The organism is Actinotalea sp. Marseille-Q4924 (assembly GCF_916618755.1).
Lineage (GTDB): Bacteria > Actinomycetota > Actinomycetes > Actinomycetales > Cellulomonadaceae > Actinotalea.
Window position 1 is genome coordinate 701,296 of the sequence record NZ_CAKAKB010000001.1, and the last position, 25,995, is coordinate 727,290.

A 25,995-nucleotide genomic window follows, 5' to 3' on the forward strand; every position below is an offset into this window, starting at 1 on the left:
GGTCTGTCGACACCGTAACCACGTGCGGCCCCCAGGGCTTCCCGTCCCCAGGCAGCGGCGGTCCGACGTGTCGTGTCGGTGGCGCCTGCGAGACTCGTGCCGATGTCCGCCGACGCCCTCCTCGACGCCCTCGACCCCGACCAGCGGGCCGTCGCCCTCGCGCTCACGGGACCCGTGTGCGTGCTCGCGGGCGCCGGCACGGGCAAGACCCGCGCGATCACGCACCGCATCGCCTACGGGGTCCGGACGGGCACCTACGCGCCGATGAACGTCCTCGCCGTGACGTTCACGGCGCGGGCCGCCGGGGAGATGCGCACCCGGCTGCGCGACCTCGGGGTCGCCGGCGTGCAGGCCCGGACCTTCCACGCGGCGGCGCTGCGCCAGCTCGGGTTCTTCTGGCCGCAGGTGGTCGGCGGGGCGGTCCCCCGGCTGGTCGACCACAAGGCGCGCCTCGTGGGGGAGGCGGCCGCGGGCATCGGTCTGTCCGTGGACCGCCTCGGCGTCCGGGACCTCGCCTCCGAGATCGAGTGGGCCAAGGTCAGCCTCGTCCCCGCCGACGACTACGTGGCAGCCGCGGCCGCCGCCGACCGCCCACCGCCGGCCGGCTTCGACGCGGCGAGCGTGGCCCGGCTGCTCACGGCGTACGAGGAGACCAAGACCGACCGCGGCGTCATCGACTTCGAGGACGTCCTGCTCGTGCTCGCGGGGATCCTGCAGTCCCGCCGCGACGTGGCGGAGCAGGTGCGGCGCCAGTACCGGCACTTCGTCGTCGACGAGTACCAGGACGTGTCGCCCCTCCAGCAGCACCTCCTCGACCAGTGGCTCGGCGACCGGCACGAGATCTGCGTGGTGGGCGACCCGAGCCAGACGATCTACTCCTTCACCGGAGCCACGCCCTACCACCTCCTGTCCTTCACCCAGCGGCACCCGGCAGCCCAGGCCGTGCGCCTGGTGCGGGACTACCGGTCGACGCCGCAGGTGGTGGACCTGGCCAACCGCACCCTCAGGGCGGCGGGCCGCGACCAGATCGGCGGGCTCGAGCTCGTGGCCCAGCGACCGCCCGGCCCGGCGGTGGGCCTCACGGCGTACGACGACGACGAGGCGGAGGCCGCGGGTGTCGCGGCCCGCATCGGCCGCCTCATCCGCGCGGGGACGCCGGCGCGGGAGGTCGCCGTGCTCTACCGCACCAACGCCCAGTCCGAGGCGTTCGAGCAGGCGCTGGCGGACGCCGGCATCGGCTACCTCGTGCGCGGCGGCGAGCGCTTCTTCGCCCGCAAGGAGGTCCGCGACGCGATCGTCCTGCTGCGCGGGGCGGCACGGTCGACGGCGGACGAGTCGGTGGGGGAGGCCACGCGCAACGTCCTCATGACCGCCGGATGGTCGCCCGAGCCCCCGGCAGCGCGCGGCGCGCTGCGGGAGCGCTGGGACTCGCTGCAGGCCCTCGTGGGGCTCGCGGACGAGGTCGGCGGACGGGAGGGCGCGACCCTCGTCGACCTGGTCGCGGAGCTCGACGAGCGCGCCGCCGCCCAGCACGCGCCGGCCGTGGACGGCGTGACGCTGGCGTCACTGCACGCCGCCAAGGGCCTGGAGTGGGACGCCGTTTTCCTCACGGGGCTGAGCGAGGGCCTCGTGCCCATCTCCCTCGCGGAGACGGATGCCGCTGTCGCCGAGGAGCGCCGCCTGCTCTACGTCGGCATCACTCGCGCCCGGGAGCACCTGGAGCTGTCCTGGGCGCGGGCGCGCAACCCCGGCGGTCGCTCGAGCCGCACCCGCACCCGGTTCCTCGACCGGATCTTCCCGGACGCCGACGGCGTCGGACGTCGGCGGCCCGCCGCGGGCCGCGTCGAGCGTCCGCCCGACCGTGCCGACGCCGACCCCGTGCTGCTCGAGGCGCTCCGGGAGTGGCGGCGCGAGGTCGCGGTCGAGAGCCACAAGCCGGCGTGGACCGTGCTGACCGACGCATGCCTGGAGGAGGTCGCCGCCCTCCGGCCGTCGTCCACCAGCGAGCTCGCCCGGGTACGAGGGATCGGCCCGGCGAAGATCGACCGGTACGGCCCCTCCCTCCTGGCGATCGTCGCGCCCGCGCGGGACGCCGGGCCACGCGCCGGGGGCCTCGGCGGTCGCTGACAGGGCGGCGCGTCGGCGCTGGTCACGGCTGCGGCGTTCACCCGTTCGGAGCAGTTCACGAATCGCCATGAATATTCGCTTGTGCCGCCCGTCGTGACAGTCCTAGGGTTTCATCCGTCCTTGCAGGAGCGGTCCAGCCGAAGAGGCCGGGCCCGGATCACGGAGGAGGTGGGCACCTGATGGAGAAGCAGATCGCGATGACCGGTCGGTACCTCGACGTTCGCATCGCGCCCACCGCTGCCCCGATCCAGGGGACGGGTGTGCCCGTAGGCGGACTCGACGCGTCCCGCCCCCGCGGCCTTGCCGGCGGCTTCCGCCGTCCCGGCACCCCGTCCTTCACGACCGACTCCGTACCCAGGGCTCACAGGGTCTGACCGACCCGAGCAGCACAGGCCGCGGAGTCCACTCGGGACCCGCGGCCTTCGTCGTCCCACCCCAGGGGTGGTCACGAAGGTCCGCCGTCCCGGCGAGAACCAGCTGACCATCTCCACACCCGGGAGGACCTCGTGCGGCTCACCATGCTGCTCGACACGCTCAACCAGGGCGGTTCCGGCCCCTGGCCCACCCCGACGCCCGCCGCCACCGAGGCGGACACCTTCGACCAGCTGGTCGCCACCCTCATCCCCTGCCGGGAGTACGACGCCGAGCTGTGGTTCGCCGAGTCCACGGTCGACGTGGAGCTCGCGAAGTCGCTCTGCCAGGAGTGCCCCCTGCGAGAGGGCTGCCTCGCCGGCGCGGTCGACCGCCAGGAGCCGTGGGGTGTCTGGGGTGGAGAGGTCTTCGTCGGTGGTGTCGTCGTCCCGCGCAAGCGGGGCCGCGGCCGGCCGCGCAAGGACCAGTCCGCCCCTGCGGCGTGATCGTCACGGAAGCCCCCGACCACCAGGCACAGCCTCGGCGGTCGGGGGCTTCCTCACGTGAGGCAGGTCAGGCTCGTGCCGGCTGTACCGCCGCCGTCGCGCTCATGGCGGGACCGGTGGCGGCGCGTCGACCGTGGGCGGTCCGCTCGCCGGCGTTCCCGGCGGGCGGTGCGGTGCACCCGCACTCGGGGTGCGTGCCCCACGTGAGGCGCCGCGGCAGCACGTCGGGGACGCGCACCTCCTCGGCCGTCCCCAGCGGCATGTCGCCCCGTCCGTCCAGGTACGCCAGCACGTGTGCCGCCGCCAGCCCGGAGGCGATCGCCGCCACGGTCACCTCCTCCCCGCCCACCAACGGGGTCCGCGTCGCGACGAGCTGGGCTGCCACGGCGGGCCACCGCTCGTCCGCGTCCGCACGGTGCAGCTCGACGCAACGCAGGCACGGGCCTCGCCCCGGCCGCACGAGCGGCCCTACGAGCGCAGATGCCTCCCGAACCAGGACCGAGAGGTGGGGGACGTCCTCACCCAACAGCTCCCGGTGGCGCACCGGGTCGGCCACGTGCCGCTCGACGAGGACGACCAGCGCCGGCGGGCGGACCGGCCGGACGAGCCGCAGGCGAGGCACGGCGTCGTGGAGGACGCGCGCGGCGGCGCTGACCCGTGGGGCGCCGACGTCCTGCGCGCGGTAGCCGCCCGCCTCCACGTCCCCGACGGTCACGCCGCCGGGGTCGACGAGGTCGAGGGCGCCTACGCCCGCTGTGGCCAGCGCGGCGGCGACGCGCAGTCCGAGCCGGCCGAGGCCCTCGACCCGGACGACGAACCGGTCCCGGGCAGCCGGCCCGGCGCCCGGTCCGTCGACGAGGGACCAGGCGAGCGCGTCGGGCGTCGTCGGCCGCGGCGCGGTGGGCTCGACGAGGAGCGCCGCCCTGCCGAGGTGGCCGACGATCGCCTCGATCTCCTCCGCCCCCGAACCCGCGGCGGTCAGACGGCTGCGCAGCACGCGCAGGTCACTGCCCGCGGGCAGCCCGGCCAGGCACCGGGCGGCGGCCGGGCTGAGGTCGCTCAGGGCGATGCTCCAGCGCGGGTCGGTGCCGATCTGGAGCTGGGTCATCCCCCGCCACAGCACGGGCAGGCCACCTCGAAGCCGCACGCCGGCCCCCTCTCGTCGTCGGGGGTCCAGCGTGGCTCACGGTGTGCGGGGCACCGGGTTGTCCACAGGGAGCGGTGGCCGCGGCGTCGCCCGGGACATGCGGAAGGCGGCTCACCCGCGAACGGGGGCCGCCTTCTGCAGCGCTGGATCGGCTGGTGTCAGGCCTTGCCGAGGATCCGGTTCAGCTTGGTGCTGCACACCGGGCAGGTGCCCTTGGCCATCTTGCGCCCGTTGGCGACGACGACCTCGCCCTCCGCCTCGCGCTTCTCCTTGCACTTCACGCAGTAGAACTCGCCCTTGTAGGTCTCGGCCATGAGGTTCTCCGTTCGACGTCTTGCGTACCGGACGTGGAATCACCCGGCCGGCTGTGAGCCCCGGACAGGTCCTGTCCCGGCGTCCTCACGCGACCGACAGCGTAGTGCGCCCGTGCGGGGATGTCCGTTCGGGCGTGCTCGGCGCGTCCGTGCGTGTCGCCTCGACGTGGGGCACCCCGGCGTGCTGCCGGCCACCTCAGGCCGGGTCCCGGCGGTGTCGGCGCCGCGCGCTACGGTGATCGGGTGCCCCACGACGACGTGCCGGTCGCACCAGTGCCCGGACCGGACCACCTCGCCGCCGCGACGCCCGTCGAGGTGCGTCGCAGCGCGCGCCGGGTCCGCACCGTCACCGCGTTCCGCGAGAACGGGCGCACGGTCGTGGCGATCCCGGCGCGGTTCACCGTCGCGCAGGAGCGCGAGTGGGTGCGCCGCATGGTCACCAAGCTGGAGGCGCAGGACCGTCGTCGAAAGCCGTCGGACACGCAGCTGGCCGCTCGCGCGGCGGAGCTGTCGCGACGGTACCTGGGCGGGCAGGCCCGCCCCGTCAGCGTGTCCTGGTCGTCGAACCAGGGCAGGCGCTGGGGCTCGTGCACGCCGTCCGAGGGAACCATCAGGATCTCCGACCGCGTCCGGGGCATGCCGGCATGGGTGCTCGACTACGTGCTGGTCCACGAGCTGGCGCACCTCATGCACCACGGCCACGGCCCGGAGTTCTGGTCGGCCGTGGCGGCCTACCCCAGGACGGAGCGCGCCCGGGGGTTCCTCGAGGGGTACGCCTTCGCCGCGGACATCCCGCAGGACGACGAGGCGGACGACGCGGACGAGGACGACTGATCAGCCCTGGTCGGGCTTCTGCTCCCCTGTCTCGTCCTCGTCCCTGCTCGTCGTCCCGCTCTCGCTCTCGCTCCCGCTCTCGCCGAAGATCTCGGCCAGCGCGCGGTCGACGTCCGCGTGATCCGTGCGGTCCTCGGCCCGGCGGCGCGCGTACCCGCTGGGGTCGTCGAGGTCCTCGGCGGTGGGCATGAGGTCGGGGTGGTCCCACACCGCCTCCCGTGCCGCCGGACCGCCGTCGGCGGTGATCTGGGCCCACAGCCGTGCGGCGTCCCGTGACCGTCGCGGCCGCAGCTCGAGTCCCACGAGCGTCGCGAACGTGTCCTCGGCGGGGCCGCCCGCGGCACGACGACGGCGCAGCATCTCCCGCAGCGCGGGCGTGTGGGGGAGGTGGGGCTCCGCCGCGGCGGCGGTCACCTCGTCGACCCACCCCTCGACGAGGGCGAGCGCCGTCTCCAGACGGGCCAGCGCCGCCTGCTGCGCCGGAGTCGTCTGCGGTGCGAAGACGCCGCCGGAGAGCGCCTCCTGGAGCGCCGCAGGGTCACTGGGGTCGATGGACCGCACCGACTCCTCGAGCGTCTCCATGTCGATGATGATGCCGCGCGCGTAGGCGTCGACGGCCCCCAGGAGGTGACCGCGCAGCCAGGAGACGTGCGCGAAGAGGCGGGCGTGCGCCGCCTCGCGCAGCGCGAGGAAGAGGCGCACCTCGTCGACGGGGACGTCCAGGCCCTCGGCGAAGGCGGCGACGTTGCGGGGGACGAGCGCGGTCCCGGGCCCGGCAAGCAGGGGCAGGCCGATGTCGGTCGCGCCGAACACGTCGCGGGCGAGGGTCCCCGCGGCCTGGCCGACCTGCATGCCGAAGACGGCGCCGCCGACCTTGCGCATCATCTGGCTCGCGCCGGCGATGAGGCCGCTCATGTCGCCCATCGCGCCGCCGAACGGGTCGGGGCCGGTCACGTCGTCGGCCTGGCCGGCGAGGACCGTCGCGAGGGCGTCGGCGACGGACTCGGCGATGGGCTCGGCGAGCGAGCGCCACACGGGCATGGTGCTCTCCACCCACTCCGAGCGGCTCCAGACGCGGACCGGTCCGCCGGCGGCGGGCAGCTCGGTCGCCTGGTCCAGCCACAGCTCCGCGACGTGGAGCGCCTCCCCGGCCTCCCTGCGCTGCACCGCGTTGACGCTCGGGTCGCCCTCCGCGACGGCTGCCTGTCGCGCGAGGTCGTGCGCGATCTCCCAGTTGACCGGCTCGTCGCCGCCTGCGGCGAACATGCGCTGCACGCGCCCGAAGACCTGCCCCAGGGCTGCCGGGTCCGCCGGGAGGCCGGCGGCCGCGGCCATCTGCGCCAGGTCGACCGGGTTGCCCTGCGCGTCGGTCATGCCGGGCAGGCCACCCCGCTCCGCGATCTCGCGCAGGACGGTGTCCGCGTCGTCACCCAGCATCTGGCGCAGGAGCGCCTCCCACTGCGGCGGGACGCCCGGCTGCTCGTCGGGTCGGTCGGGCGGCATGCTCATCGGTGGTCCTTCCCTCGGTCGGGCCGGACTCCCACGGTAGACACCCGCGCCCGCCTGCGGGTGGCCTCGGGGGTCCGCTTCGCTCACGGCGCAGCGCCGTTCGGCGCCCGCGGGGGCGGCGGCGAGCGGTCCGCGACGGCCCCTCCCCGGGGTCGGCGCCGGGTCCGAGTTCGTCACGGGACGCTCTCGCGGTGATGATGGGCCGCGTGATCCGTCCCCGCCCGCGCGCGCCGCGTCGTCGTCCCGACCAGACGACGGCCGTCGCGCCCGTCGGCGCCGCGGGGCCGCCGCTCGGCGGACCGGTGGGGGAACCCGCGCCGCCGGAGGCGCACGGCCCGGTCGCGCCGGGCTGGGAGCCCCCGCCCGTGACGCCCCGCTCGCTCGTGCTCGCGGGCGCGACCGTGACGACGTCGCTGCTGGTGGCCGTCGCCGCGCTGCTCCCCGCGCCGTACGCCGTGTCCTCGCCGGGACCGACGCGGGACACGCTGGGGGAGAGCAGGGGTGAGCCCCTCGTCACGGTGGACGGGGTGCCGACGTACGAGTCGACGGGTGAGCTGCTGCTCACGACCGTCGCGGTCGCGGGCGGACCGGGGTTCCCCGTGGGCCTGCCGATGCTGCTGCGCGGGTGGGTGGACGACTCCCGCGCGGTGCGGCCCGTCGAGGAGGTGTTCGCACCGACCGAGACGGAGGAGCAGATCGATGAGCGCAACCAGGCCGCGATGGTCTCCTCGCAGGAGAACGCGACCGTCGCAGCCCTGGAGCAGCTCGGCTACGAGGTGCCGACGGAGCTCGTCGTCGTCGACCCGGTCGAGGGCACCGGCGCCGAGGGCGTCGTCGAGCCGGAGGACGTCATCGTCGCCCTGGAGGGGACGGATCTCACGTCCTTCGCGCAGCTCACCGAGCAGCTGGAGCAGGTCGAGCCCGGGTCGAGCGTCGTCCTGACGGTCCTGCGCGGCGGCGAGCGCGTGGACCTGGACCTGGTCACGGGTGACAGCGGTGAGGGCCGGGCCCTGCTCGGCGTCTACATCGACCCGACGTTCGAGCTGCCCTTCGAGGTCAGCATCCAGATCGAGAACATCGGCGGGCCGAGCGCAGGGATGATGTTCGCCCTCGGGATCATCGACACGCTGACGCCGGAGGACGAGACCGGCGGCGAGACGATCGCGGGCACCGGCACGGTCGACCTCAGCGGCGATGTCGGCCCCATCGGCGGGATCCGGCAGAAGCTCCACGGTGCGGTCCGGGACGGGGCGTCGTGGTTCCTGGCACCCGAGGACAACTGCGACGAGGTGGTCGGGTCCGTGCCGGACGGGCTGCGCGTCGTCCGCGTCGCGACGCTCGACGACGCGCGCGCGGCGGTCGAGGCGATCGGTGCGGGCACCGCGCAGGACCTGCCGACCTGCGAGCGCTGACGCGTCAGAGGAAGGTCGCGCGCAGCGCCTCGGTGAGCCCGGGGACGAGGTCGGGACCGCCCGCCACCGCGGCGTCGTCGTCGTGGGCGCGGGTGCGCAGCACCGACCAGGCCGGCCCGGAGCGCAGGACGCCGACGGCGATCCGCACGTCCTGCCGGTCCGGGTGGCCCATGAGGTAGGCGAGGGCCTCCCCCGGGTCGGGGGGCATGGCGTCCTCCGCCGCCGTGGGCAGGACGACGCGCTCGACGACGATCGCCGCGCCGTCCACGGTGTCGGGCCAGGTGAGGACCCCGAGCAGCTCCTCCAGGCTCTCCACCTGCGGCAGACCCTCCTGCTCGACGGACGTGAGGTGGGCGGCGTCGGCCCGAGCGGCCGCGACCACCTCGGGGGCGAGCTGCGCGGCGAGACCGGGCTCGGCCTCCAGCGCCGCCTGCGTCCCGACGAGCGCGAAGACGCGGACGGGCCCGTCCCAGCCGCCGCGGGAGACGTGCCGCTCGATCTCGCGGACCGACTCGGCGAGGAAGGCGGCCGCCGGCTCGGGGGTGGGCTGGTCCGGGTCGCTGAGCGGTGCCTCGTCGGTCATGAGGTCCATCGTCGCAGGTGTGGGAACCTGGGTCCCGGCAGGAACGTTGTGCTGCCAGGTGCTCGTCCTCCCCTCTGACCTGGGCGGTCGGGCCAGGCCCCGGTTGGACGACCTGAAGGTAGTGACGTGAGCTTCGCCTCCGCCCCCCGCCCCACCCCGGCACCACCGCGAGCCGACCGACGACGTGGCGCCCTGGCGCCGACGATCATCGTGCTCGGTGCGCTGGGTGTGCTGGTCATGATCGCCGCCCAGCTCTGGACCGAGGTGCTGTGGTTCGACGTCGTCGGCTACATCGACGTGCTGCGCACGGAGTGGCTGACGCGGGGCGCGCTGTTCGCCGGTGGCTTCCTCCTCATGGCGGGCGCCGTGTTCGCGAGCCTGTCGGTGGCGTACCGCTCGCGGCCCGTCTACGCGCCGTCGACGCCGGAGCAGGCGTCGCTGGACCAGTACCGCGAGATGATCGAGCCGCTGCGCCGCCTGGTGATGGTCGCCGCGCCGGGTCTGCTGGGCTTCTTCGCGGGTGCGGCGGCGTCGGCGCAGTGGCAGACGGTGCTCCTCGCCCTCAACGGCGAGCCGTTCGGCGAGCGCGACCCCGAGTTCGGCATGGACATCGGCTTCTTCGTCTTCACGCTCCCGGCGCTGCGGTTCGTCGTGTCCTTCCTGATGGCCGTCGCGATCATCGCGGGCATCGCCGCGGTGGCCACGCACTACCTGTACGGCGGCCTGCGGCTCGGCGGCGAGGGGGAGCGGACCACCCGGGCGGCACGCGTGCACCTCGCGAGCATCGCCACCGTCGTCATGCTGCTCATCGCGGCGAACTACTGGCTGGACCGGTACTCCCTGCTCATCCAGCCCAGCGAGCTGGGGACGGCCGGCGTCCAGGGTGCCTTCTTCTCCGACGTCAACGCGGTCATGCCGTCCCGGCTGATCCTCGCCGGCGTCGCGGTCCTCGTGGCGGCGCTCTTCGTCGTCGCGGCGTTCCAGGGCAGCTGGCGGCTCCCGGCGATCGGCGTCGGGGTGATGGTGGTCTCGGCGGTGGCGATCGGGGGCGTGTACCCGTCGGTCGTGCAGCGGTTCCAGGTCGCGCCGAACGAGCAGGAGGCGGAGGCGGAGTTCATCCAGCGGAACATCGACGCCACCCGCGCCGCGTTCGACATCGACGACATCGAGGTCGAGACGTACAACGCGGCGCTCGAGGGCGAGGAGGGCGCGCTGCGGGCCGACGCGGACACCACGGCCAGCATCCGGCTCCTGGACCCGTCGGTCGTGAGCAACTCGTTCCGCCAGCTCCAGCAGAACAAGCAGTACTACAACTTCCCCGAGACCCTCTCGGTCGACCGGTACGAGATCGACGGGGAGATGCGGGACACCGTCATCGCGGTGCGCGAGCTGAACCTCAACGGCCTCGGCGCGGGGCAGCGCACCTGGGTCAACGACCACACCGTCTACACCCACGGGTTCGGCGTCGTCGCCGCCTACGGCAACACCACCCAGGCCGACGGTCGTCCCGCCTTCTTCCAGGGCGGCATCCCCTCGACCGGTGCGCTGGGCGACTACGAACCCCGGATCTACTTCGGGCAGAGCCTGCCGGAGTACTCGATCGTCGGGGCCCCGGAGGGCACGGAGCCCTGGGAGCTGGACTTCCCGGACGACGACTCCGCAGCGGGTCAGGTCAACACGACCTTCCCGACGCAGGAGATCGAGGCCGGGCCGAGCGTCGGCAACGTGTTCAACCAGCTGCTGTACGCGCTGAAGTTCGGATCCGAGCAGCTGCTGTTCTCGGACCGCGTGACCTCGGAGTCGCAGATCCTCTACGACCGCGACCCCCGCGACCGCGTGGGCAAGGTGGCGCCGTTCCTCACGCTCGACACGCGCGTGTACCCAGCCGTGGTCGACGAGCGCGTCGTGTGGATCGTGGACGGCTACACCACCTCCGACCAGTACCCGTACTCGTCGTCCCGCGCGCTCGAGGAGATCACCGTCGACGCGCTCACGGGCCAGTCCGACGTCATCGCGGCGCTGGCGCCCCAGCAGGTGAACTACATCCGCAACTCGGTCAAGGCCGTGGTGGACGCGTACACGGGCGAGGTGACGCTGTACGCGTGGGACACCGAGGACCCGGTGCTGCGGGCGTGGGACAACGTCTTCCCGGACGCGCTGGAGCCGATCGACGAGATCTCCGGCGACCTCATGTCGCACCTGCGGTACCCGGAGGACCTCTTCAAGGTCCAGCGCAACCTGCTGTCGACGTACCACGTGGACACCGCGGCGGAGTTCTACTCCGGTCAGGACTTCTGGCGGAACCCGCAGGACCCGGTGACCGAGTCCCAGGCGCAGCCGCCGTACTACCTGACGCTGCAGATGCCGACGCAGGACGAGCCGTCCTTCTCCCTGACGTCGACGTTCGTGCCCGGTGGCAACACCGACAGGCAGGTGCTGACCGGGTTCCTCGCCGTGGACGCCGAGACCGGCGACACACCGGGCGAGGTCCGGGACGGCTACGGGACGATGCGGCTGCTCGAGCTGCCACGGAACTCGACGGTGCCGGGACCGGGCCAGGTGCAGAACGCCTTCCGCTCCAGCCCGGAGGTCTCCGAGAGCCTCAACGTGCTGACCCTCGGCAGCTCGGAGGTCGTCAACGGCAACCTCCTGACGCTGCCCGTCGGTGGCGGTCTGCTCTACGTCCAGCCCGTCTACGTGCAGAGCGCGACGGGCACGCAGTTCCCGCTGCTGCAGCGCGTGCTCGTGTCCTTCGGCGAGGAGATCGGTTTCGCCGAGACCCTCGAGGAGGCGCTGGACCAGGTGTTCGGCGGGGATGCGGGAGTCGACGACCTGGTGCCTGACGACAACCTGCCGACGGCGCCCGAGGCACCGATCGACGACCTGCCCGGGGGCGAGGCGCCCGAGCCGGCCCCGACCACCGAGCCCACGACCGAGCCGACCGAGGAGGCGACCACCGAGCCGACGACGCCCGCGGAGACCGGCGACGCGCGGGCCCGACTCGAGTCGGCGCTCACGGACGCCCGCGACGCCCTCCAGGACGGCCAGACGGCGCTCGGCGAGGGTGACTTCGCGGCCTACGGCGAGGCGCAGCAGCGCCTCCAGGAGGCGCTGGAACGGGCGATCGCGGCCGAGGCGGAGATCGACGCCGGGTGACCGGCGGCTGAACGACGAGGGACGTCCGGGCCGGGACGGATTTGCCCCGGCCCGGACATCCCACGTATGGTGGTCTCACCGACGCGGGGTGGAGCAGCTCGGTAGCTCGCTGGGCTCATAACCCAGAGGTCGCAGGTTCAAATCCTGCCCCCGCTACTTGTGAAGTAGCAGTTCAGAGGCCCTCTCGATCTTCGGATCGAGAGGGCCTCTGACGTTGATGTGGGCAGAATGTGGGCAGAGGCCGTCAGCGGACGGTGGCGGGCAGCGCCGGATTGGGGCGGCAGCTCGCCTCGAAGACTTGCTTGACGAGTTGCGCAAGCTGTTCACGAGGAAGCAGGACCGGCCGGGTCTGGCGCCTCAGCAAGCCGGTGTCGCCCGGCCGCGCCTCATCCGACGCAGTTGTCGCACACGTTCGTTGCGGGCAACTGGGTGAAGCACGTGGAGCAGAGGTTCACTCGTTCCGCGTGACCCGACGACGAACGTCCTCCGCCAGCGCCGTTGACCGGTAGCCACTCGGTCTCGTACCCGCCCTCGGCGAGTCGCAGCGCGACGTACCCCTTGCCGAAGTACGCCGCCGCCGGGGTGCCAGGAGGGCCGCCTACGCCGATGTAGGAGCCCGACGATGGGATCCACACACGGGAGAACGCCAGGCCCGCAGCGACCTCCCGCGCCCGCGGACGGTTCTCAAGTGGCATCTGGAACGCCTCGAGCGCTTGGTCCAGCGTCGCGTACGTGCTTCGGCGCGCTCCGTCGAGGATGCCACGGCACGAGGAGCACACCGGTAGCTGCTCGAGCTGCTGGGCGGTGGCCGGGGTCAGCGCCGCAAGCGCCGCCTCGCCCAAGTGGGGACACTCGGTGGTGTGCAGCATCTCGATGTCGCCGGTCACCGAGAGGGTCAGGTCAGCGGCTTCGGGGGTCACGCTGTCAGCGTGGCAGGAGTTGCGCCGCGGTCGCCAGGGGGCAGCGGCGGCAAGGGGGATCAGTAGGCTCCGGCGCATGGCGAAGAGGGCCTGATCGGGTTCAGGTGATGCCAAAGGGACTCATCGCAATCGAGGGCAAGCAGCGTGCCGCCGTCGGATGAGGGATTTCCGACGGGTGTGGTCGCGCCGGCGTGGACGTCGGCCCAGTGCGGCAACGAAGGCGGCGGGTTCCAGGCCCTTCACTCACGAGGCTTGTCAGTGGTGTCGGTCAGACTGTGGCCCAGAAATGACCGATCGAGGAGGGCATTGCCGTGCCGGAGTGGATGACGACGATCATGGAGATCGGTGCGGCGTGTGCAGCGGTGGTCGGCTTGGTTGCCTTGGCGTACGAGAGGCTCATGCACCGGGCGCACCTGCGACAGGTCGAGCAGGATCATCGCCGCGTGCATCGACTGAGCAACCGCCTCGCAGGGTGTGCCGTCGAGCTCGAGCGAATGCTCGAAGGCGGCCTACCCGTCCCTGGCCCACGTTTGCTTCCCGACTCCGTCGCCGGCCACATGGCGTACCTATTTGCCCTGCGGGACGAGTGCGAGGAGGTCCAAAGTCGTGCTGCGAGCCACAACGCTCGCATCAGCTGGACGAACACCTTCCGGGAGAAGGTCACCGCGACCTCGCGGCGATGCTCCGAGGCCCGGGCGGCCCTCGGAGGCTCGGCGGGCGCGCTGTCCCGGGCGGCGCGCCTCTACGAAGAGGGCTTCGTGGCTGCGCACCGCAAGCGGGCGGGAAAGGGCGGTGGCAGGGCGCTGGGTGAGCCGATTCTGCTTCTGTCACAGAGGCGGGCCGGAGAGGTGCTGGTCCAGCGCGCGGTGTTTGACGAGCAGATGCGGCTCGTGGCGACGCACACACGGTCGCGGCGCCCTCTGCTCGAGCACTACAGGTGCGCCTGGCCGGTCTTGCGTTCGGAAAGTCAGAGCGTGAGTGGCGACCCCTACCGTGGCGAGGTCCGGCCAATGGGGCGCCACGGATTTGGCCCGGTCCCGGTTCTGCACCCGGACGCTCGGTAGACCGTCGCCGTGATTGAGATCCGCGAGTGGATCCTCCCAGGGCTGCGCGAAACGGACTTCATCGGGTTCGTGCCGCGGTGGCTATTGGAGCTGACCCGACAAATCTGCTACCCCTCAGGTCGTCAAGGCCCGGACGACCTGAGCTTCAGGTAGGTCCAGCGCGTCGGCGAGGAGCCGGGTCAACAGGGCCATGGTCGGGATCAGGTGGTAGACGCTGAACTCGATCCTGGGGGCGTCTGTGCGGTCTCCGTCGCGCCACAGAGCGGCCCAGTAGCACTCGAGGAGTGCGTTGTAGCCCCAGATCGACTGCTCGGCCCATCCCGGCAGGTTGATGTCGTGCACGAACTCGGCGTTGAGGTTCATGCGTCCACCTGCACGCCTATCGGCTCGACGTCGACGACCCGGTCCGCCTGGGCGTGGACGAGTGCCGGCCCGCGCGGGGGGGTGTGGCTCGATTGATTGCGAAGGTCCTGGTAGAGCTTGTCGACCTCGTCGAGCTGACGCTCGGGTGCGGGTGCGAGCCTGCCGTCCAGGCGCGCACGCACCAGCTCGGGTTGGTCGGTGATCTCGTCACCGGTCAGGGCCCGCGCAGGGACATAGACGGTGCTCGTGCGGGTGATCTTGGCGAAGGTTCGGGCGTTGTGGTCGGCGACCTCGGTCATCACCGCGACCGCTCCGCCGAGGGCGGCGCCCGTCCGGCGGATGGTCGGGTCTGCCTCATGCGCCCTTCCAGGGCCCGACAGAGGCGCCACGGCGGGCAGGATGCGCGCGAGTGCGGTGAGGTCGGCGCGGACGACGTCGTCGTGCGGTGCTGGGCTGACCAGGGCGGCGAGCCTGCCGCCTAGGGTCTGCCAGCTCCGACCGCGGGCGACGAGTGTGCTGGCGGGTCCGGTAGGGCCGGCGTGGAACGCGGCGGCGTGGGCGTGCACGGCGACGCCGATCGTGGCGAGGTCGCGCAGTGCGGCCACCGAGCGGTCGGGGGAGTTCACGAGTTCCCAGGCTCGTTGTCGCACGCGAGCGAGGCGGTCGGTGAGCTCGACGATGACGTCGTCGGTGTGCACGCGACTGGTGATCAAGCCGACGTCTGGGAGGGAGCGCGGTTCGACTGACTCAGTTGCGTGCGCGAGCTGCTCGGCGGGGACGACGACGTTCTGGAGCCCGGTCAACCACTTGCCGACGGTTCCCCAGAGCACCCCGGCCTGCCCGACTCGAAGCGCCTGCGCGTCCTTGACCGACGCCGTCGTCAACGCGAGGACTGCCACCCGGCCCAGGGCAGCGTCACGAGCGTCGGGGGACTCGAGGATGTGCGCGACGGGGGAGCGGGGCGCGCCGATCGCGTCGTGGTGGAGGTGAACGAGGTCGGTCGCTGCCCTGATGGTCCGGGCGGCTTCGGTCCAGGCGCTCCCGGATCCGGCGAGCAGCGAAGGGTGCGGCCGTTCGACACCGACGGTCTCGGAGATCGCCGCCGCAAGGTGCAGCGCGGCCGCCTCGACGGAGTCCGGGTGCGCAGCGGAACGCACCCCAGCAGCCCGTCCAGGGCTGACCAGTGCCCAGATGTGAGCCTCGAGAGCCGAGAGCACCGCGTGGCTGTCCACGATGAACGCAAGGGCGCTCTCACGGTTGTCCAGCCGCATGGTGGCCGACGGTCGACCCGCTTCAACCAGTCGGGTGGCCCGGTTGACCAGCTCGGGGTAGGTCGCTGGCGTCATGGCCCGGCCCCGAGGATCTTGTCCCGCGCCCGACGCAGGGCAGCCTCCACATCAGCCAGCGTCAGGACGTCGGCGATCGTAAGGTCCGCGTCGAACAGGTCCGCAGCGCGGTTCAGCGCGGCGGTGGTCAGCTGGCCGAGGACGACGCGCCCGCGCGTGAACCCTTCATCGGACTCGAGAGGGCCAAGGTCGACGGCAGCGCACCGGGCGGGCAACGCGGGATGGGCCCACTCGAGCTTGTCCTGCGCCTCGCGCAGATCAGCGGCGGCGTAGATGACATCCAGGGTGTCGACCAGGGGAAGCGCGTCGGCCAGACGAAGAGCGGCGCGGGAGGCTGCGTGGGTCAACGTCCAGATGCCGGCCCACCCCGGTTCAGCGTCCTCGGTCAGCACCTCGGCGGGTGCGGTCCAGGAAGAGCTCATCGCAGTTCACCTCTCAACTTCGAACCGGCCCGTGCTGCGTGGTCGGCGGTCTTCTCAAGCAGGTAGGCGTCGCCTGCGGCAACATCGCCCTTTTACCTGGTCACGGGGCGCCATCGGGCGGCCACCGATGCAGAGGGCCGGGCTGGGACAGGCGCATCGCCCCGGCGCCGTCGAGCGTCACGGCAGCGTGCTCGTGGCTGCCGCCGGCGTGCGCCAGCGCCGCAAGGACCAGGTCGAGGTGGGTGCGGTCCAGACCGGTCACGACGTCGACAATGTCGATCGGTTCCGCGTCGACGAGCGCAGCGACCAGTCGCAGCACGCGGCGCTCGCCACCCGAAAGCGCCGGAGCTGAGCGCAAAGCTCTGGTCTCCAGCCGGGCCCGCCCGTCGTCGTCCACGATCCACGGGTGGCCCCGGGTAGCGAAGCGCCCTCCGAAGGCCCGAGCCAAGAGCTCGACGGCCGCCATGGCGGGATAGGAGCCGACGGCCCACGCCCGCAGCGCCGTCACCGTCGTCGTCGTCGCTGCGGTCATCGCGTCCTCCACCCAGGCGCCCTTCTTCGGTCCGACGCCGCCCTTTCCACAGTCGTCCTGGGCAACCACCCGCCAGCCCTGGTGATCTCGCGCATGTGGACGACGGCGCCCCGCGAGCAGGTGGGGAGAACGGCTGACAACCGCATGCGGTGGCAAGGCGTGCCCGAGATCGGGCGCGGCCGAGCGGCTCCGGCCGGTCATGGGCCGGGCGGGGCGGAAGGATTCGGGACACCTCTGGCACTAGCGCTTTGATCATGGCCAGGCGGTCCTCCACGTTGCGGCACGAGGTGCCTACCTGCCCGCATGGAGCACTTGCGAGTCGTGGTGCTGGGCGGCGCTTGCGCCGCGGACGCCGACACGAGGGCCGGCCAGACATGGTGATGACGCTGCACCGGCTGTCCGCCGGGGCGGGCTACCAGTACCTGCTGAAGCACACCGCGACCGGCGACTGTGATCGGTCCGGGTCGGCGCCGCTCACGGCGTACTACACCGCATCCGGAAACCCGCCCGGCCGCTGGCTCGGCGCGGGCCTCGCTGGCGTCGGCGGAGGCAAGGGCCTGGCGTCCGGCGCCGTGGTCATCGAGAAGGCCATGGCGAACCTGTTCGGAGCTGGCACGGACCCCGTCACCGGCTCCCCGCTGGGCCGCGCCTACCCGTCATTCACCCCCGCCCGGGCACGCATTGCGTCCCAGGTAGCGGACTTGCCGGACGCCATGACGGACGACGCCCGGGCCGCCGCGGTCGAGGCGATCACAAGAGTGGAGCTGGCCAAGGCGCACCCGACGGCGGTGGCCGGCTTCGACATGACCTTCACGCCGCCGAAGTCCGTCTCCACGATGTGGGCGGTGGCCGACCGATCAACCCAGGCGGCCGTCGTCGATGCGCACCGCGCGGCCGTCGATGAGGCGTTGGCGTTCTTCGAGCGCACCGCACTCTTCACCCGCACGGGGACTGCGGGGTGCCAGCAGCACCCGACCCGGGGGATGCTCGCTGTGGCGTTCGACCACTGGGACTCCCGCGCGGGGGACCCGAACCTGCACACCCACGTGGTCGTCGCCAACAAGGTGCAAGCCCCAGACGGGCGATGGCTGTCGGTCGACTCGCGCGCCCTGCACCACGCAGTGGTGGCGATCTCCGAGATCTACGACGACCTCATGGCCGACGAGCTGGCCCGCAGACTGCCGGTCTCGTGGTCGTGGCGGCATCGCGGCCCTCGCCGCTCCCCGGGGTTCGAGGTCGACGGCGTCGATGACGGGCTCATGCGCGAGTTCTCCACCCGCACCACGCAGATCGACGAGGCGATGACGGCCACCGTCGCCGAGTTCTACGCCACTCACGGGCGGGGCCCCAACCGCATCGAGATCTCCCGGCTACGCCAGCAGGTCACCCGGACCACCCGCCCGGACAAGCACGTCCACCCGCTTTTGGAGCTGGTCGCGACCTGGCGGCGGCGGGCTACGGACCGCACCGGGCGGACGCCGGAAGAGCTGACGGCCGCAGTCCTGCGCTCCTCGCAGAACGTGGCGATGACGGCCGCGCAGGTGCCCCAACCCGTCATCGACCACCTCGCCGACCACACGGTCACCCAGGTGATGGAGCGTCGTTCGACGTGGACCCGATGGAACGTCCTCGCGGAGACGGCGCGCGCCACTCGCGGACTGCGCACCGCCAGTCCCGACGACCGGCAAGAGCTGCTGGACCGAGTGTGCGAGGAGGTGCTGGCCCGGTGCGTCAGCCTCGAGCCGCCCGAGCTGTTCACCGTGCCGGCCGAGTACCAGCGCCCGGACGGGTCGTCGGTGTTCACCCGGTCTGGTGAGGCTCGCTACACCCACGCAGACGTCCTAGCGGCCGAGGAGCGCCTCCTCGCCGCCACCGAGGACCGGACAGCGCCGCGAGCCGACACCGCCCGTGCGACGGCGGTGGACCTGACTGCCCCGGTGCGCCGCATCGACGGCCGGACCGTGGCCTTGGCAGGGGACCAGGTCAACGCGATCCGCCTCATCGCTGCTTCCGGGCGTCGGCTGGAGGTCTTGGTCGGTCCGGCCGGCACCGGCAAGACCACGACGCTGGCGGGCTTGAAGACGGTCTGGGAGGCCGTCCACGGTCGCGGGGCTGTGATGGGCCTTGCCCCATCCTCCGCTGCGGCCGCCGAGCTCGCCGAAGCCCTGGGCATCACGTGCGAGAACACCGCCAAGTGGCTCCACGAGTCGAGCGGGCCGGGCGCCACCCTGCGCTCGACTTACCTGCAGTACCTCACGGCCGAGCGCGAGGCGTCGCAGCGCTCCGGTGACCTTCGGCGGCTTCGGACAGTCGATACCGCCGCGAACAACTTGGCCGGGCAGCAGCAGCACTGGACGATGCGCCCGGGCCAGCTCGTGATCGTCGACGAAGCGTCCCTGGCCAGCACCGAGACCCTCGACCAGCTGACCGCTCAGTCCACCGCAGCCGGGGCGAAGGTGCTACTGGTCGGCGACCACGCTCAGCTGTCGGCCGTCGACGCCGGTGGTGCGTTCAACCTCCTGGCTGAGCGGACCCGCCCCGCCGTGCTGACGTCCCTGTGGCGGTTCAGCCACCGGTGGGAGGCCGACGCCACCCGTGCGCTGCGCGCCGGTAACCCCGCCGTCCTGGACGTCTACGCCGAGCACGACCGGATTACCGCCGGGGCCGCCGAGGCCATGTGCGAGGCCGCCTACACCGCCTGGCAGGCCGACACCGAGAACGGGGTCCCGGCGATCCTTCTGGCCGCCGACGCCCACACCGTCAGCGTCCTCAACACCCGCGCTCACAACGACCGCGTCTGTGACGGTCTCGTCGCGGCCAGCGGCATCACGACGACGGACGGATCCGTCATCGCCGTCGGCGACCGAGTCGTGACTCGCGCCAACAACCGGCGCCTGCGCACTCGCGGCAGGTTCGTGCGCAACGGTGACCTGTGGACCGTGACGGCCACCGAGCCGGACGGATCCATGGCCGTGACTCGTCTCACCGGCCGTGGTGAGCAGAGCGGTGACACTGTCGTCTTGCCGGCCGCGTACGTCGCGCAAGACGTCGATTTGGCCTACGCGACCACCACTCACCGCGCCCAGGGTCTGACAGTCGACCAGGCCCACGTCCTGGCAGCGCCGGGCATGACCCGGGAGAACCTGTATGTAGCGATGACCCGCGGGCGCCAGGACAATCGCGTCTACGTCGCCGTCGACGACGTCGACCCGGCGTGCCACTACCTGCCGGACACCCACGCCGCGCCCGACGGGCGGACCGTTCTCGCCGGAATCCTGGCGACCTCGGGGGCTGAGCTCTCCGCGACGCAGACCATCGCCGCTCGCCAGAACGCCGCTGGATCCCTCAAGCGCCTCGAACCGATCCGCCAGACCCTCCTTGCCGACGCCACCGCACCTCGCTGGATCTCAGCTCTGCGCCGAGCCGGGCTGGGCGACGCCGCCGTCGAGCAGATCACCACCTCGCCCGCATGCGGCCCCCTGTTCGCGAACCTCGAACGCGGCGCCGCCCTCGGTGCGGCGATGGACGATGTTCTACGCGAGCTCAGCGGCATCCGACCCATCCACGAAACTGGCGAGCCGGTCGGTGACCTCGCCGCTGTCCTTCACCGACGCGTCAGCGCCTGGCTGGCGGCTCAGGTTGAAGACCCCACAGCCATCACCACCCACCCCGAGAGTGCGCACCTGTCACCAGGGGCGCGCGACACACTGCGCCAGGTCGACGCACTAATCGAGGCCCGCATCGAAGCCCTGACGGACAACGCCATCAACGTCCGTTCCGCCTGGCTGGCCGACCTAGAACCGATGCCCGAAGACGACGCCGGACGTCGGGCCTGGCGCCGCCAGCTCGCTGCGGCTCTCGCACATCAGGACTTCACGTGCGGCACCACCGTCGTGCCGGTCTCGCCGCGTGCTGGCGAGTACGTGGCGCCGGTCGACTCCAGCACCGAAGCGCAGAGGAGTTGGTTCCGATGACCGCACGTCGCTCCCGACCAGAGTCTGTCGATGACGCCTTCTTTCCCCGCGCCGAACTACCTCAACCCTTCGGCCCCGCCATGCCGATCTGCTGGGCTGCTCAGACGCCTGACAGCCAGCGCCTGTACCTCGAGGACCTTGACACCTGGGTCACCTGGCTCGTCGCCCACTACAGTCTCGACCGTCGCCACGTTCCCGAGTGCTGGGACGAGCACTGGGAGCTCGTTGAGGAGCTCGCCGCCCTGCACCTCGCATGGGAAGGCGCTTTCGCAACAACCGCGCAGGCGGACGCGCCGCTAGCCTGGCACGAGCGCTTCGCCGCGTCCCGAAGTCGGCTGGCCGAATGGGCCTCGCGGACGGGTTGTCGCCCCGGTGCACATCGGTCCCGGTCGCCTGGGATTGCGACACTCTGAGCGTGGTGGCGTGCACCTCCAGAAGGATCACCTCCATCCTTCTCCGTGGCCCAGAGCTCAGCGTCGCCGAGAACTGGGACGTTGGCTTTGTGCAGGCTCGGGATGACCTGACGCCCGCAGGTCTGTAGCCCCTTGACGATCCGTCGCCAATGAGTTGGTGATTCACCCCGTACGCCGTGGCCGACCGATCACGAGTGCCGGGCTTCACGGCGGTGAGCCGTCGTTCTCAGGAGGCCCTCCTCGCTCGCCACCGCTGTGCTCGAAGGCGAACGGGTGCTGTTAGTCGGCGCCACCACACACGCTCGCGCGCAAGGTGAGCGGCCATGTCGCGGTCGTCCCGCGCGGCAGCCACGGCGTGCTGCCGTGCGGTGATCTGGGGCAACCAGCGGACGCGGCTGCGCGTGATCCAGTAGTGCGACCGACAGGCCAGTGCGCCGTTGCCGATCGAGGGAGTCAGGCTGATGGTGTCGTCTTCTAGACGCACCGACCACTCCGCTGGGCCGAGCGGAGTGACCACCTTGGTGGCGCACCCGCATAGACACAAGTGAACCACCAGGTCGTACCCGGGGCAGACGTAGAGCGTGTGCGGCGCCAGGACCTTTGGGACCGAGTCGACGAGAACGTGCGTGATGGTCCTCACGCCACGTCCTCTCCGATGGTGTTGTCGTCGGTGGTGTAGATGCTGGTCGTGCCGAGCACGGCGTCCAGGTAGAAGCCGTTCATCCGCTTCCAAGCGATAACGGCCAAGGCTGCGTTGAGGGCGTTGAGCTCGACGACCTGAATGTTCGACCCGTACTCGTCAGCCGTCGCACCGCTGGGTACGTGCGCCCGCGCCTGCGGCGTGCTGACCGACACGCGGATAGCGGCGAGCAACTGCCCGGCCGGTCCGGCTCGGTCCACACCCATGCCGACGTCGATGAAGGTCGCGCCGGCGCCTTCCAGCGCCGCGACGAGCTCACCGCGAGCGGGGCCATCATCAACGGCGAGGAAGACGCAGTCGAAGCCCGCCAACTCGTCAACGTCGTCGGACGTCACGTACCGGTCGTGTGCGACGACCCCGCGGCGCATCGCTGCGGCCTGGGTCGCCCAGTGCTGTGCCTTGGACGGGCGCGCGCGAAGTGTCTCGATGCTGACGGCGCCGGGTGCGCGGAAGGCGTTGTGGGAGAGCAGGACGTCGCCGTCGAAGATGTGGATCTCGGCAACCCTGGTCTTGATGAGCAGGTCGAGCAGGTATGAGCCCGTACCGCCTGCCCCGACGACCGCGAGCCGCTGCCCGGCCAGGCGGTGGCCGAGGTCGGCGATCCCGGCCCGCGGCGTGGCCGAGTCTGCGAAGTGGAACGGCGAAGGGTGCTCGTCGGTCGCCGACCTTCCGAAGGTGCGGGAACTTGCCCCGGGCTCGATCGCCTGCGCCCAGCGCTCGATGAGCTCGACGTAGTGCGTGACCTTGTCGTGCAGGTCAACGTACAGTCCACCCGGCGGCTTGGAAGACAGCCGCAGTGCGGCGGTCAGGCCGGGCTTCACGGCGGAGTTGTCGGGACCCGCGACCATCCGAGTCAGCGGTTTGCCTTGATCGTCGCATGGGTGTTCGCCGCACAGGATCAGGGTGTGGTCGGTCGGCGGCTGCAGTTCGTCGCCGGCGTACTGCAGCGGCTCGGCGAGTGTCACCCGTCCCACGCCGCGCACTGGGGTGACGGCGGGGACGTCGTGGATGAGCAGCACACCCTCGGCGGCCTCGACGTCGAAGCCGTCCCTTCGCAGCTGCTCGATTGCTTCCTCAGGAGCGAACGGTGGCCTTGACAACGAATCTCATCCCCTTTCGGACCTTGACGCTCTGTCCGGGTCGCAGGAGCCCAGACGCGGCCTCGTGCGGGCCGCGAGAGTACTTCACCGAGTACTCGACGTCCCCCGCCGCGTCGAGTTCGGCAAGCTCGACGAGGCTCTCGAACGTCAGCTCCCGCTCTCGTACCTCGACCTCGGTGCCGTTGATGACGATCTCGATCGCCTTGTGCTCCGGCTTGCTCCCTGTCTCGATCGACATGGCCTTCTCCTCACGGTTGGCGGCCGACTGGTTCGGCCCTGGGTCAAGACCATACCCGCACTAGTCGCATCACCGCAAGGGTGATAGGCTGATGACGACAACCCGAGGAAGTGGCTCGGCGTGGCCGCGAGGAGGCGGTCGCTCTAACCAGCTACCGTGTCGTCATCAGGGCATGGGTGACGAAGCGAGGCCGAGTGCGCATCGAGTACGGGGACGCGGATCTCCGGCGTCTCGCATGTAACCCGAACTTCGTTTCCGCACGATGGAGCCGTGACCTCATCAGGGCCTACCGGAAGAAGGTGCAGGTCCTGGCGGCGGCGACCGACGACCGCGACCTCCGTGCCATGCGCTCATTGCGGCTCGAACGCCTGGACGGCGCCCGTGCCGGTACCTACTCGATCAGGCTCAACGACCAGTACCGCCTGATCCTCGATCTTCGAACCGAAGGCTCCGACCGCGTGGTCGAGATCCTCGAGATGGTCGACTACCACTGAAAAGGAGGCTCCCTCTTGAACACCCTCGCAGAGGCCTTCCCCGCAGGCGAGATTCTCGCTGAGGAGCTGGACGCCCGCGGCTGGACCCAGGCCGAGTTTGCTGAGGTCCTCGGTCGGCCTCCGCAGCTGGTCTCCGAGATCATCGCCGGCAAGAAGGAGATCACCCGCGAGTCCGCGAGTCAGATTGCCGCTGCCCTTGGGACCACTCCGGAATTCTGGCTCAACCTGCAGGACCGGTACCACCTCTGGCGGCAGGCACAAGACGGGCGTACGCAGAGCGAGCTTGACGACGTGCGCCTGCGCGCTCGGCTCACGACCCTGGCCCCCGTCGCCGTTCTGAAGCAGCGCGGCCTCATCCGCGGCGACACGTTGCGGGAGGTCGAGGCCGACCTAAAGCGGTTGTACAGGACCAAGAACATCTGGGAGGACCCCGAAATCCTAGTTGCTGCGCGACGCTCAGTCGCGGACGCCGCGCTCACATCAACGCAGGTGGCGTGGGCCGCATGCGTCCGGCAGGAAGCCGAGGCAAAGGCCGCGGCTGCGTACTCACCTCGTGACTTCGAGGACCTTGCGCGCAGGCTCACACAGTTCGTCCGGGTCCCGGAAGCCTTCGCCGAGCTACCTCGCGAGTTCGCCGCGGTCGGCGTTCGGCTCGTCTACGTGGAAGCCTTCCCTTCGAGCAAGATGGACGGCTGCTCGCTTCTCCTCGACGATCGGTCGCCAGTGATAGGGGTGTCGGGCCGAGGCCGGCGTATGGACAAGGTGCTCTTCACCATCCTTCACGAGGCCGCGCACGTGGTGCTCGGGCACTTGGAGGCCGACTCCTGCATCATCGACGACTCGAGTGACGGCCCGACCCTGGGCCTGGAGGGGCCCGCGAACGAGCTCGCGGGTTCGTGGGTCTTCCCCTCGACGCTCCCGACGGTCCCGGCACGGATCAGCTCGACGTGGGTGAACAACGTGGCGGCCGCGATGGGAGTCCATCCGATTGTGCTGGTCGGGCGACTTCAGAAAGATGGCCGGATTCCGTGGAGAACGACGCTTGTGAAGGACGCGCCCACGGTGACCGCATCCTTGGAGGGCTGGTGACGGTCGCGCCGCCGATCGCGCGAACCCCAACGCCTCAAGCCTTCGAGAACGCGATCTCCTCGCGCTCGGGAAATGAAAGCTCCCGACCCGACGGAGGTCTCAGAGATCGAACGGCGCGCCATGCCGCCAGCGTGACGAAACCTGAACTGTGGCCGACCGGCTGCGACGCCCCGACGGGCACGCCTCATCCTTAGGAAGCACCTCTGGGCGGTCCCGAGCCAGAACGCGCACTCCACGTCCCGGCCGCCTTGCGATGCCCGGCGACCGCTTCGCCAGCAGGACCGCGCGATCGGCTGGACGCCGTCGACGAACCACGAACACTTCCAGATCACGAGGTGTTGCGGCGAACGTCTGCTGCGTCGTGCACCACACCTGTACGTCCCGGCCTGTCCCCGGCGAACCTAGAGGGCTCGGGCACCGGCAGCGGAGGAAGTAGGCGGCGTCGAGACGCCCATCGCCACTTCTTGGCTCGTCCGCGACATAGTGACGGGGGCCTCCGCAGCCGCCGGTGTCATTCTCCGCGCAACGTTGATCACCTGCGTCATCGCCTCACGCAGGAGGCCGACGTCGCCACCCGACCATCCCGCCAGGTACGGCACCGAGTAGTCGGTTGCGTCGAGCCCGGCTTGGGCGGTGACGAGGTAGGCGATGGACTCCGCTTCGAGCTCGGCCTGCCCCCGGCAGGCCATGCTGCTGGCGTACTCGGTGAACCGGTGCTCGTGGTCGGCGCGGATGTGGCCGACCTCGTGAGCGAGTGTCTTGGCCGCTTGGGCGGGGCTGAGGTCGTCACCGATGCGCACGATCCTCGCGCCGTAGTCGGTGTAGCCGTTGGCTGCTCCGCAGGGACCCTGCTCGAGCCGGTACCCGGCGTCCGTGGCCAGCCCGGCGAGGTGGTCCATTAGGGAGCTGGGTGCGTTGCCGTCAAGGAGTCGTGGAGCGACGTCGGGCAGGGGTTCGCCATCGGTTTGGGAGACGTCGAAGACGTGCACGACCTTGAACCCGCGTAGGACCCGCTGTGAGTCGTTCGTCGACTCGTTGCCGGTCGGTGGCTCCGGAGGTCGACCACCCTCGGCGCCAGGCTTCAGCACTCCCGTAGCGAGGACGTCGCCCGAAGGCCGATAGATGCACGGGGCGAGGATCGCGATGCCGCGCTCACCGCGGTTGACATGTCGGCCGAGGCTGTTCCACGTCCGAATCCCCGCAACCCGGGTCGCGTCCGGGCGCTGTGCCGTGATGAGCAGGATGTTCGACGGTGAGTAGTCGTAGAAGCGAGCCGCCGCCTCGAGCATCCGCATCCATGCGTCAGAGCTCGCGAGATCCGCGACGGCGTCGACGAGCTGGCGGTGGAGGACTTCGAGCTTGTCCTGAACCGGCGGTCCGTCGCGGCGAGTCCGCATGGTC

General features: G+C 71.3%; 22 protein-coding genes and 1 tRNA gene. 10 read left to right on the plus strand and 13 right to left on the minus strand.

The window, feature by feature from the left end; translation table 11 throughout:
- Nucleotides 1-102 precede the first annotated feature (102 nt).
- Nucleotides 103-2,127: an ATP-dependent DNA helicase UvrD2 gene (locus tag LG379_RS03360; RefSeq protein WP_304522418.1), complete on the plus strand. Its 2,025-nt coding sequence runs from the start codon at nt 103-105 to the stop codon at nt 2,125-2,127.
- Between the two features lie 518 nt (nt 2,128-2,645).
- Nucleotides 2,646-2,984, plus strand: coding sequence for a WhiB family transcriptional regulator (locus LG379_RS03365; RefSeq protein WP_370634427.1), 339 nt, complete (start codon nt 2,646-2,648; stop codon nt 2,982-2,984).
- A 67-nt stretch (nt 2,985-3,051) separates the two neighbouring features.
- Here the strand turns inward: LG379_RS03365 and LG379_RS03370 are convergent, their stop codons facing one another.
- Together LG379_RS03370 and LG379_RS03375 are read right to left on the minus strand one after the other, a co-directional pair.
- Entirely contained in the window at nt 3,052-4,131 is a 1,080-nt protein-coding gene (locus LG379_RS03370; protein WP_225753154.1) for a ThiF family adenylyltransferase, read from the minus strand.
- A 158-nt stretch (nt 4,132-4,289) separates the two neighbouring features.
- On the minus strand, nt 4,290-4,445 hold the full coding sequence (locus tag LG379_RS03375; protein ID WP_188484738.1) for a DUF5679 domain-containing protein: 156 nt from the start codon (nt 4,443-4,445) through the stop codon (nt 4,290-4,292).
- Nucleotides 4,446-4,688: 243 nt separating this feature from the next.
- Between LG379_RS03375 and LG379_RS03380 the strand changes: the two genes are divergently transcribed.
- Nucleotides 4,689-5,279, plus strand: coding sequence for a M48 family metallopeptidase (locus LG379_RS03380; protein ID WP_370634418.1), 591 nt, complete (start codon nt 4,689-4,691; stop codon nt 5,277-5,279).
- On the opposite strand, the gene LG379_RS03385 is transcribed toward LG379_RS03380, so the two are convergent.
- Nucleotides 5,280-6,788, minus strand: a complete 1,509-nt coding sequence (locus LG379_RS03385) for a zinc-dependent metalloprotease (protein ID WP_370634419.1) — start codon at nt 6,786-6,788, stop codon at nt 5,280-5,282.
- 206 nt (nt 6,789-6,994) lie between these two features.
- Here LG379_RS03385 and LG379_RS03390 point away from each other — a divergent pair, with 206 nt between their 5' ends.
- The gene (locus tag LG379_RS03390) at nt 6,995-8,200 is read left to right on the plus strand and encodes a PDZ domain-containing protein (RefSeq protein WP_225753155.1); all 1,206 of its coding nucleotides are present in this window, start codon (nt 6,995-6,997) and stop codon (nt 8,198-8,200) included.
- A 4-nt stretch (nt 8,201-8,204) separates the two neighbouring features.
- Here the strand turns inward: LG379_RS03390 and LG379_RS03395 are convergent, their stop codons facing one another.
- Nucleotides 8,205-8,783 (minus strand): PPA1309 family protein, encoded by a 579-nt coding sequence (locus LG379_RS03395; RefSeq protein ID WP_225753156.1) that lies wholly within the window; start codon nt 8,781-8,783, stop codon nt 8,205-8,207.
- A gap of 126 nt (nt 8,784-8,909) precedes the next feature.
- On the opposite strand from LG379_RS03395, the gene LG379_RS03400 reads away from it, so the two are divergent.
- Both LG379_RS03400 and LG379_RS03405 read left to right on the plus strand, forming a co-directional pair.
- A complete protein-coding gene (locus tag LG379_RS03400) occupies nt 8,910-11,939 on the plus strand; it encodes a UPF0182 family protein (protein ID WP_225753157.1) in 3,030 nt (1,009 codons plus the stop codon).
- Nucleotides 11,940-12,021: 82 nt separating this feature from the next.
- Nucleotides 12,022-12,095, plus strand: a tRNA-Met gene (locus LG379_RS03405).
- Nucleotides 12,096-12,325: 230 nt separating this feature from the next.
- Here the strand turns inward: LG379_RS03405 and LG379_RS03410 are convergent.
- Nucleotides 12,326-12,859, minus strand: coding sequence for a hypothetical protein (locus LG379_RS03410; protein ID WP_225753158.1), 534 nt, complete (start codon nt 12,857-12,859; stop codon nt 12,326-12,328).
- A gap of 311 nt (nt 12,860-13,170) precedes the next feature.
- On the opposite strand from LG379_RS03410, the gene LG379_RS03415 reads away from it, so the two are divergent.
- The gene (locus LG379_RS03415; protein ID WP_225753159.1) at nt 13,171-13,923 is read left to right on the plus strand and encodes a hypothetical protein; all 753 of its coding nucleotides are present in this window, start codon (nt 13,171-13,173) and stop codon (nt 13,921-13,923) included.
- 114 nt (nt 13,924-14,037) lie between these two features.
- Here LG379_RS03415 and LG379_RS03420 read toward each other — a convergent pair whose 3' ends face one another.
- From LG379_RS03420 to LG379_RS03435, 4 genes are all read right to left on the minus strand, one after another.
- Nucleotides 14,038-14,286 (minus strand): hypothetical protein, encoded by a 249-nt coding sequence (locus tag LG379_RS03420; protein WP_225753160.1) that lies wholly within the window; start codon nt 14,284-14,286, stop codon nt 14,038-14,040.
- Nucleotides 14,283-15,632 carry a hypothetical protein gene (locus tag LG379_RS03425; protein WP_225753161.1) on the minus strand — a complete coding sequence of 450 codons (1,350 nt, stop codon included), beginning with the start codon at nt 15,630-15,632 and terminating at the stop codon, nt 14,283-14,285. Before LG379_RS03425 ends, LG379_RS03420 begins: the two co-directional genes overlap by 4 nt.
- The gene (locus tag LG379_RS03430) at nt 15,629-16,024 is read right to left on the minus strand and encodes a hypothetical protein (protein ID WP_225753162.1); all 396 of its coding nucleotides are present in this window, start codon (nt 16,022-16,024) and stop codon (nt 15,629-15,631) included. Before LG379_RS03430 ends, LG379_RS03425 begins: the two co-directional genes overlap by 4 nt.
- A gap of 130 nt (nt 16,025-16,154) precedes the next feature.
- On the minus strand, nt 16,155-16,787 hold the full coding sequence (locus LG379_RS03435) for a hypothetical protein (RefSeq protein ID WP_225753163.1): 633 nt from the start codon (nt 16,785-16,787) through the stop codon (nt 16,155-16,157).
- A gap of 173 nt (nt 16,788-16,960) precedes the next feature.
- Here LG379_RS03435 and mobF point away from each other — a divergent pair, with 173 nt between their 5' ends.
- Nucleotides 16,961-20,560: a MobF family relaxase gene (gene mobF / locus LG379_RS03440; RefSeq protein WP_225753164.1), complete on the plus strand. Its 3,600-nt coding sequence runs from the start codon at nt 16,961-16,963 to the stop codon at nt 20,558-20,560.
- 639 nt (nt 20,561-21,199) lie between these two features.
- On the opposite strand, the gene LG379_RS17035 is transcribed toward mobF, so the two are convergent.
- From LG379_RS17035 to LG379_RS03455, 3 genes are read right to left on the minus strand one after another with little or no spacing between them, the layout of a single operon-like run.
- The gene (locus tag LG379_RS17035; protein ID WP_225753165.1) at nt 21,200-21,613 is read right to left on the minus strand and encodes a DUF6527 family protein; all 414 of its coding nucleotides are present in this window, start codon (nt 21,611-21,613) and stop codon (nt 21,200-21,202) included.
- The gene (locus LG379_RS03450; RefSeq protein WP_225753166.1) at nt 21,610-22,773 is read right to left on the minus strand and encodes a ThiF family adenylyltransferase; all 1,164 of its coding nucleotides are present in this window, start codon (nt 22,771-22,773) and stop codon (nt 21,610-21,612) included. The genes LG379_RS17035 and LG379_RS03450 overlap by 4 nt, the downstream gene beginning before the upstream one ends.
- A complete protein-coding gene (locus LG379_RS03455; RefSeq protein WP_225753167.1) occupies nt 22,748-23,011 on the minus strand; it encodes a multiubiquitin domain-containing protein in 264 nt (87 codons plus the stop codon). Before LG379_RS03455 ends, LG379_RS03450 begins: the two co-directional genes overlap by 26 nt.
- A 194-nt stretch (nt 23,012-23,205) precedes the next feature.
- Here LG379_RS03455 and LG379_RS03460 point away from each other — a divergent pair, with 194 nt between their 5' ends.
- Both LG379_RS03460 and LG379_RS03465 read left to right on the plus strand, forming a co-directional pair.
- On the plus strand, nt 23,206-23,505 hold the full coding sequence (locus LG379_RS03460) for a type II toxin-antitoxin system RelE/ParE family toxin (RefSeq protein WP_225753168.1): 300 nt from the start codon (nt 23,206-23,208) through the stop codon (nt 23,503-23,505).
- 15 nt (nt 23,506-23,520) lie between these two features.
- Nucleotides 23,521-24,594 carry a HigA family addiction module antitoxin gene (locus LG379_RS03465; RefSeq protein WP_225753169.1) on the plus strand — a complete coding sequence of 358 codons (1,074 nt, stop codon included), beginning with the start codon at nt 23,521-23,523 and terminating at the stop codon, nt 24,592-24,594.
- 401 nt (nt 24,595-24,995) lie between these two features.
- Here LG379_RS03465 and LG379_RS03470 read toward each other — a convergent pair whose 3' ends face one another.
- On the minus strand, nt 24,996-25,991 hold the full coding sequence (locus tag LG379_RS03470) for an ArdC-like ssDNA-binding domain-containing protein (RefSeq protein ID WP_225753170.1): 996 nt from the start codon (nt 25,989-25,991) through the stop codon (nt 24,996-24,998).
- Nucleotides 25,992-25,995: the final 4 nt, after the last annotated feature.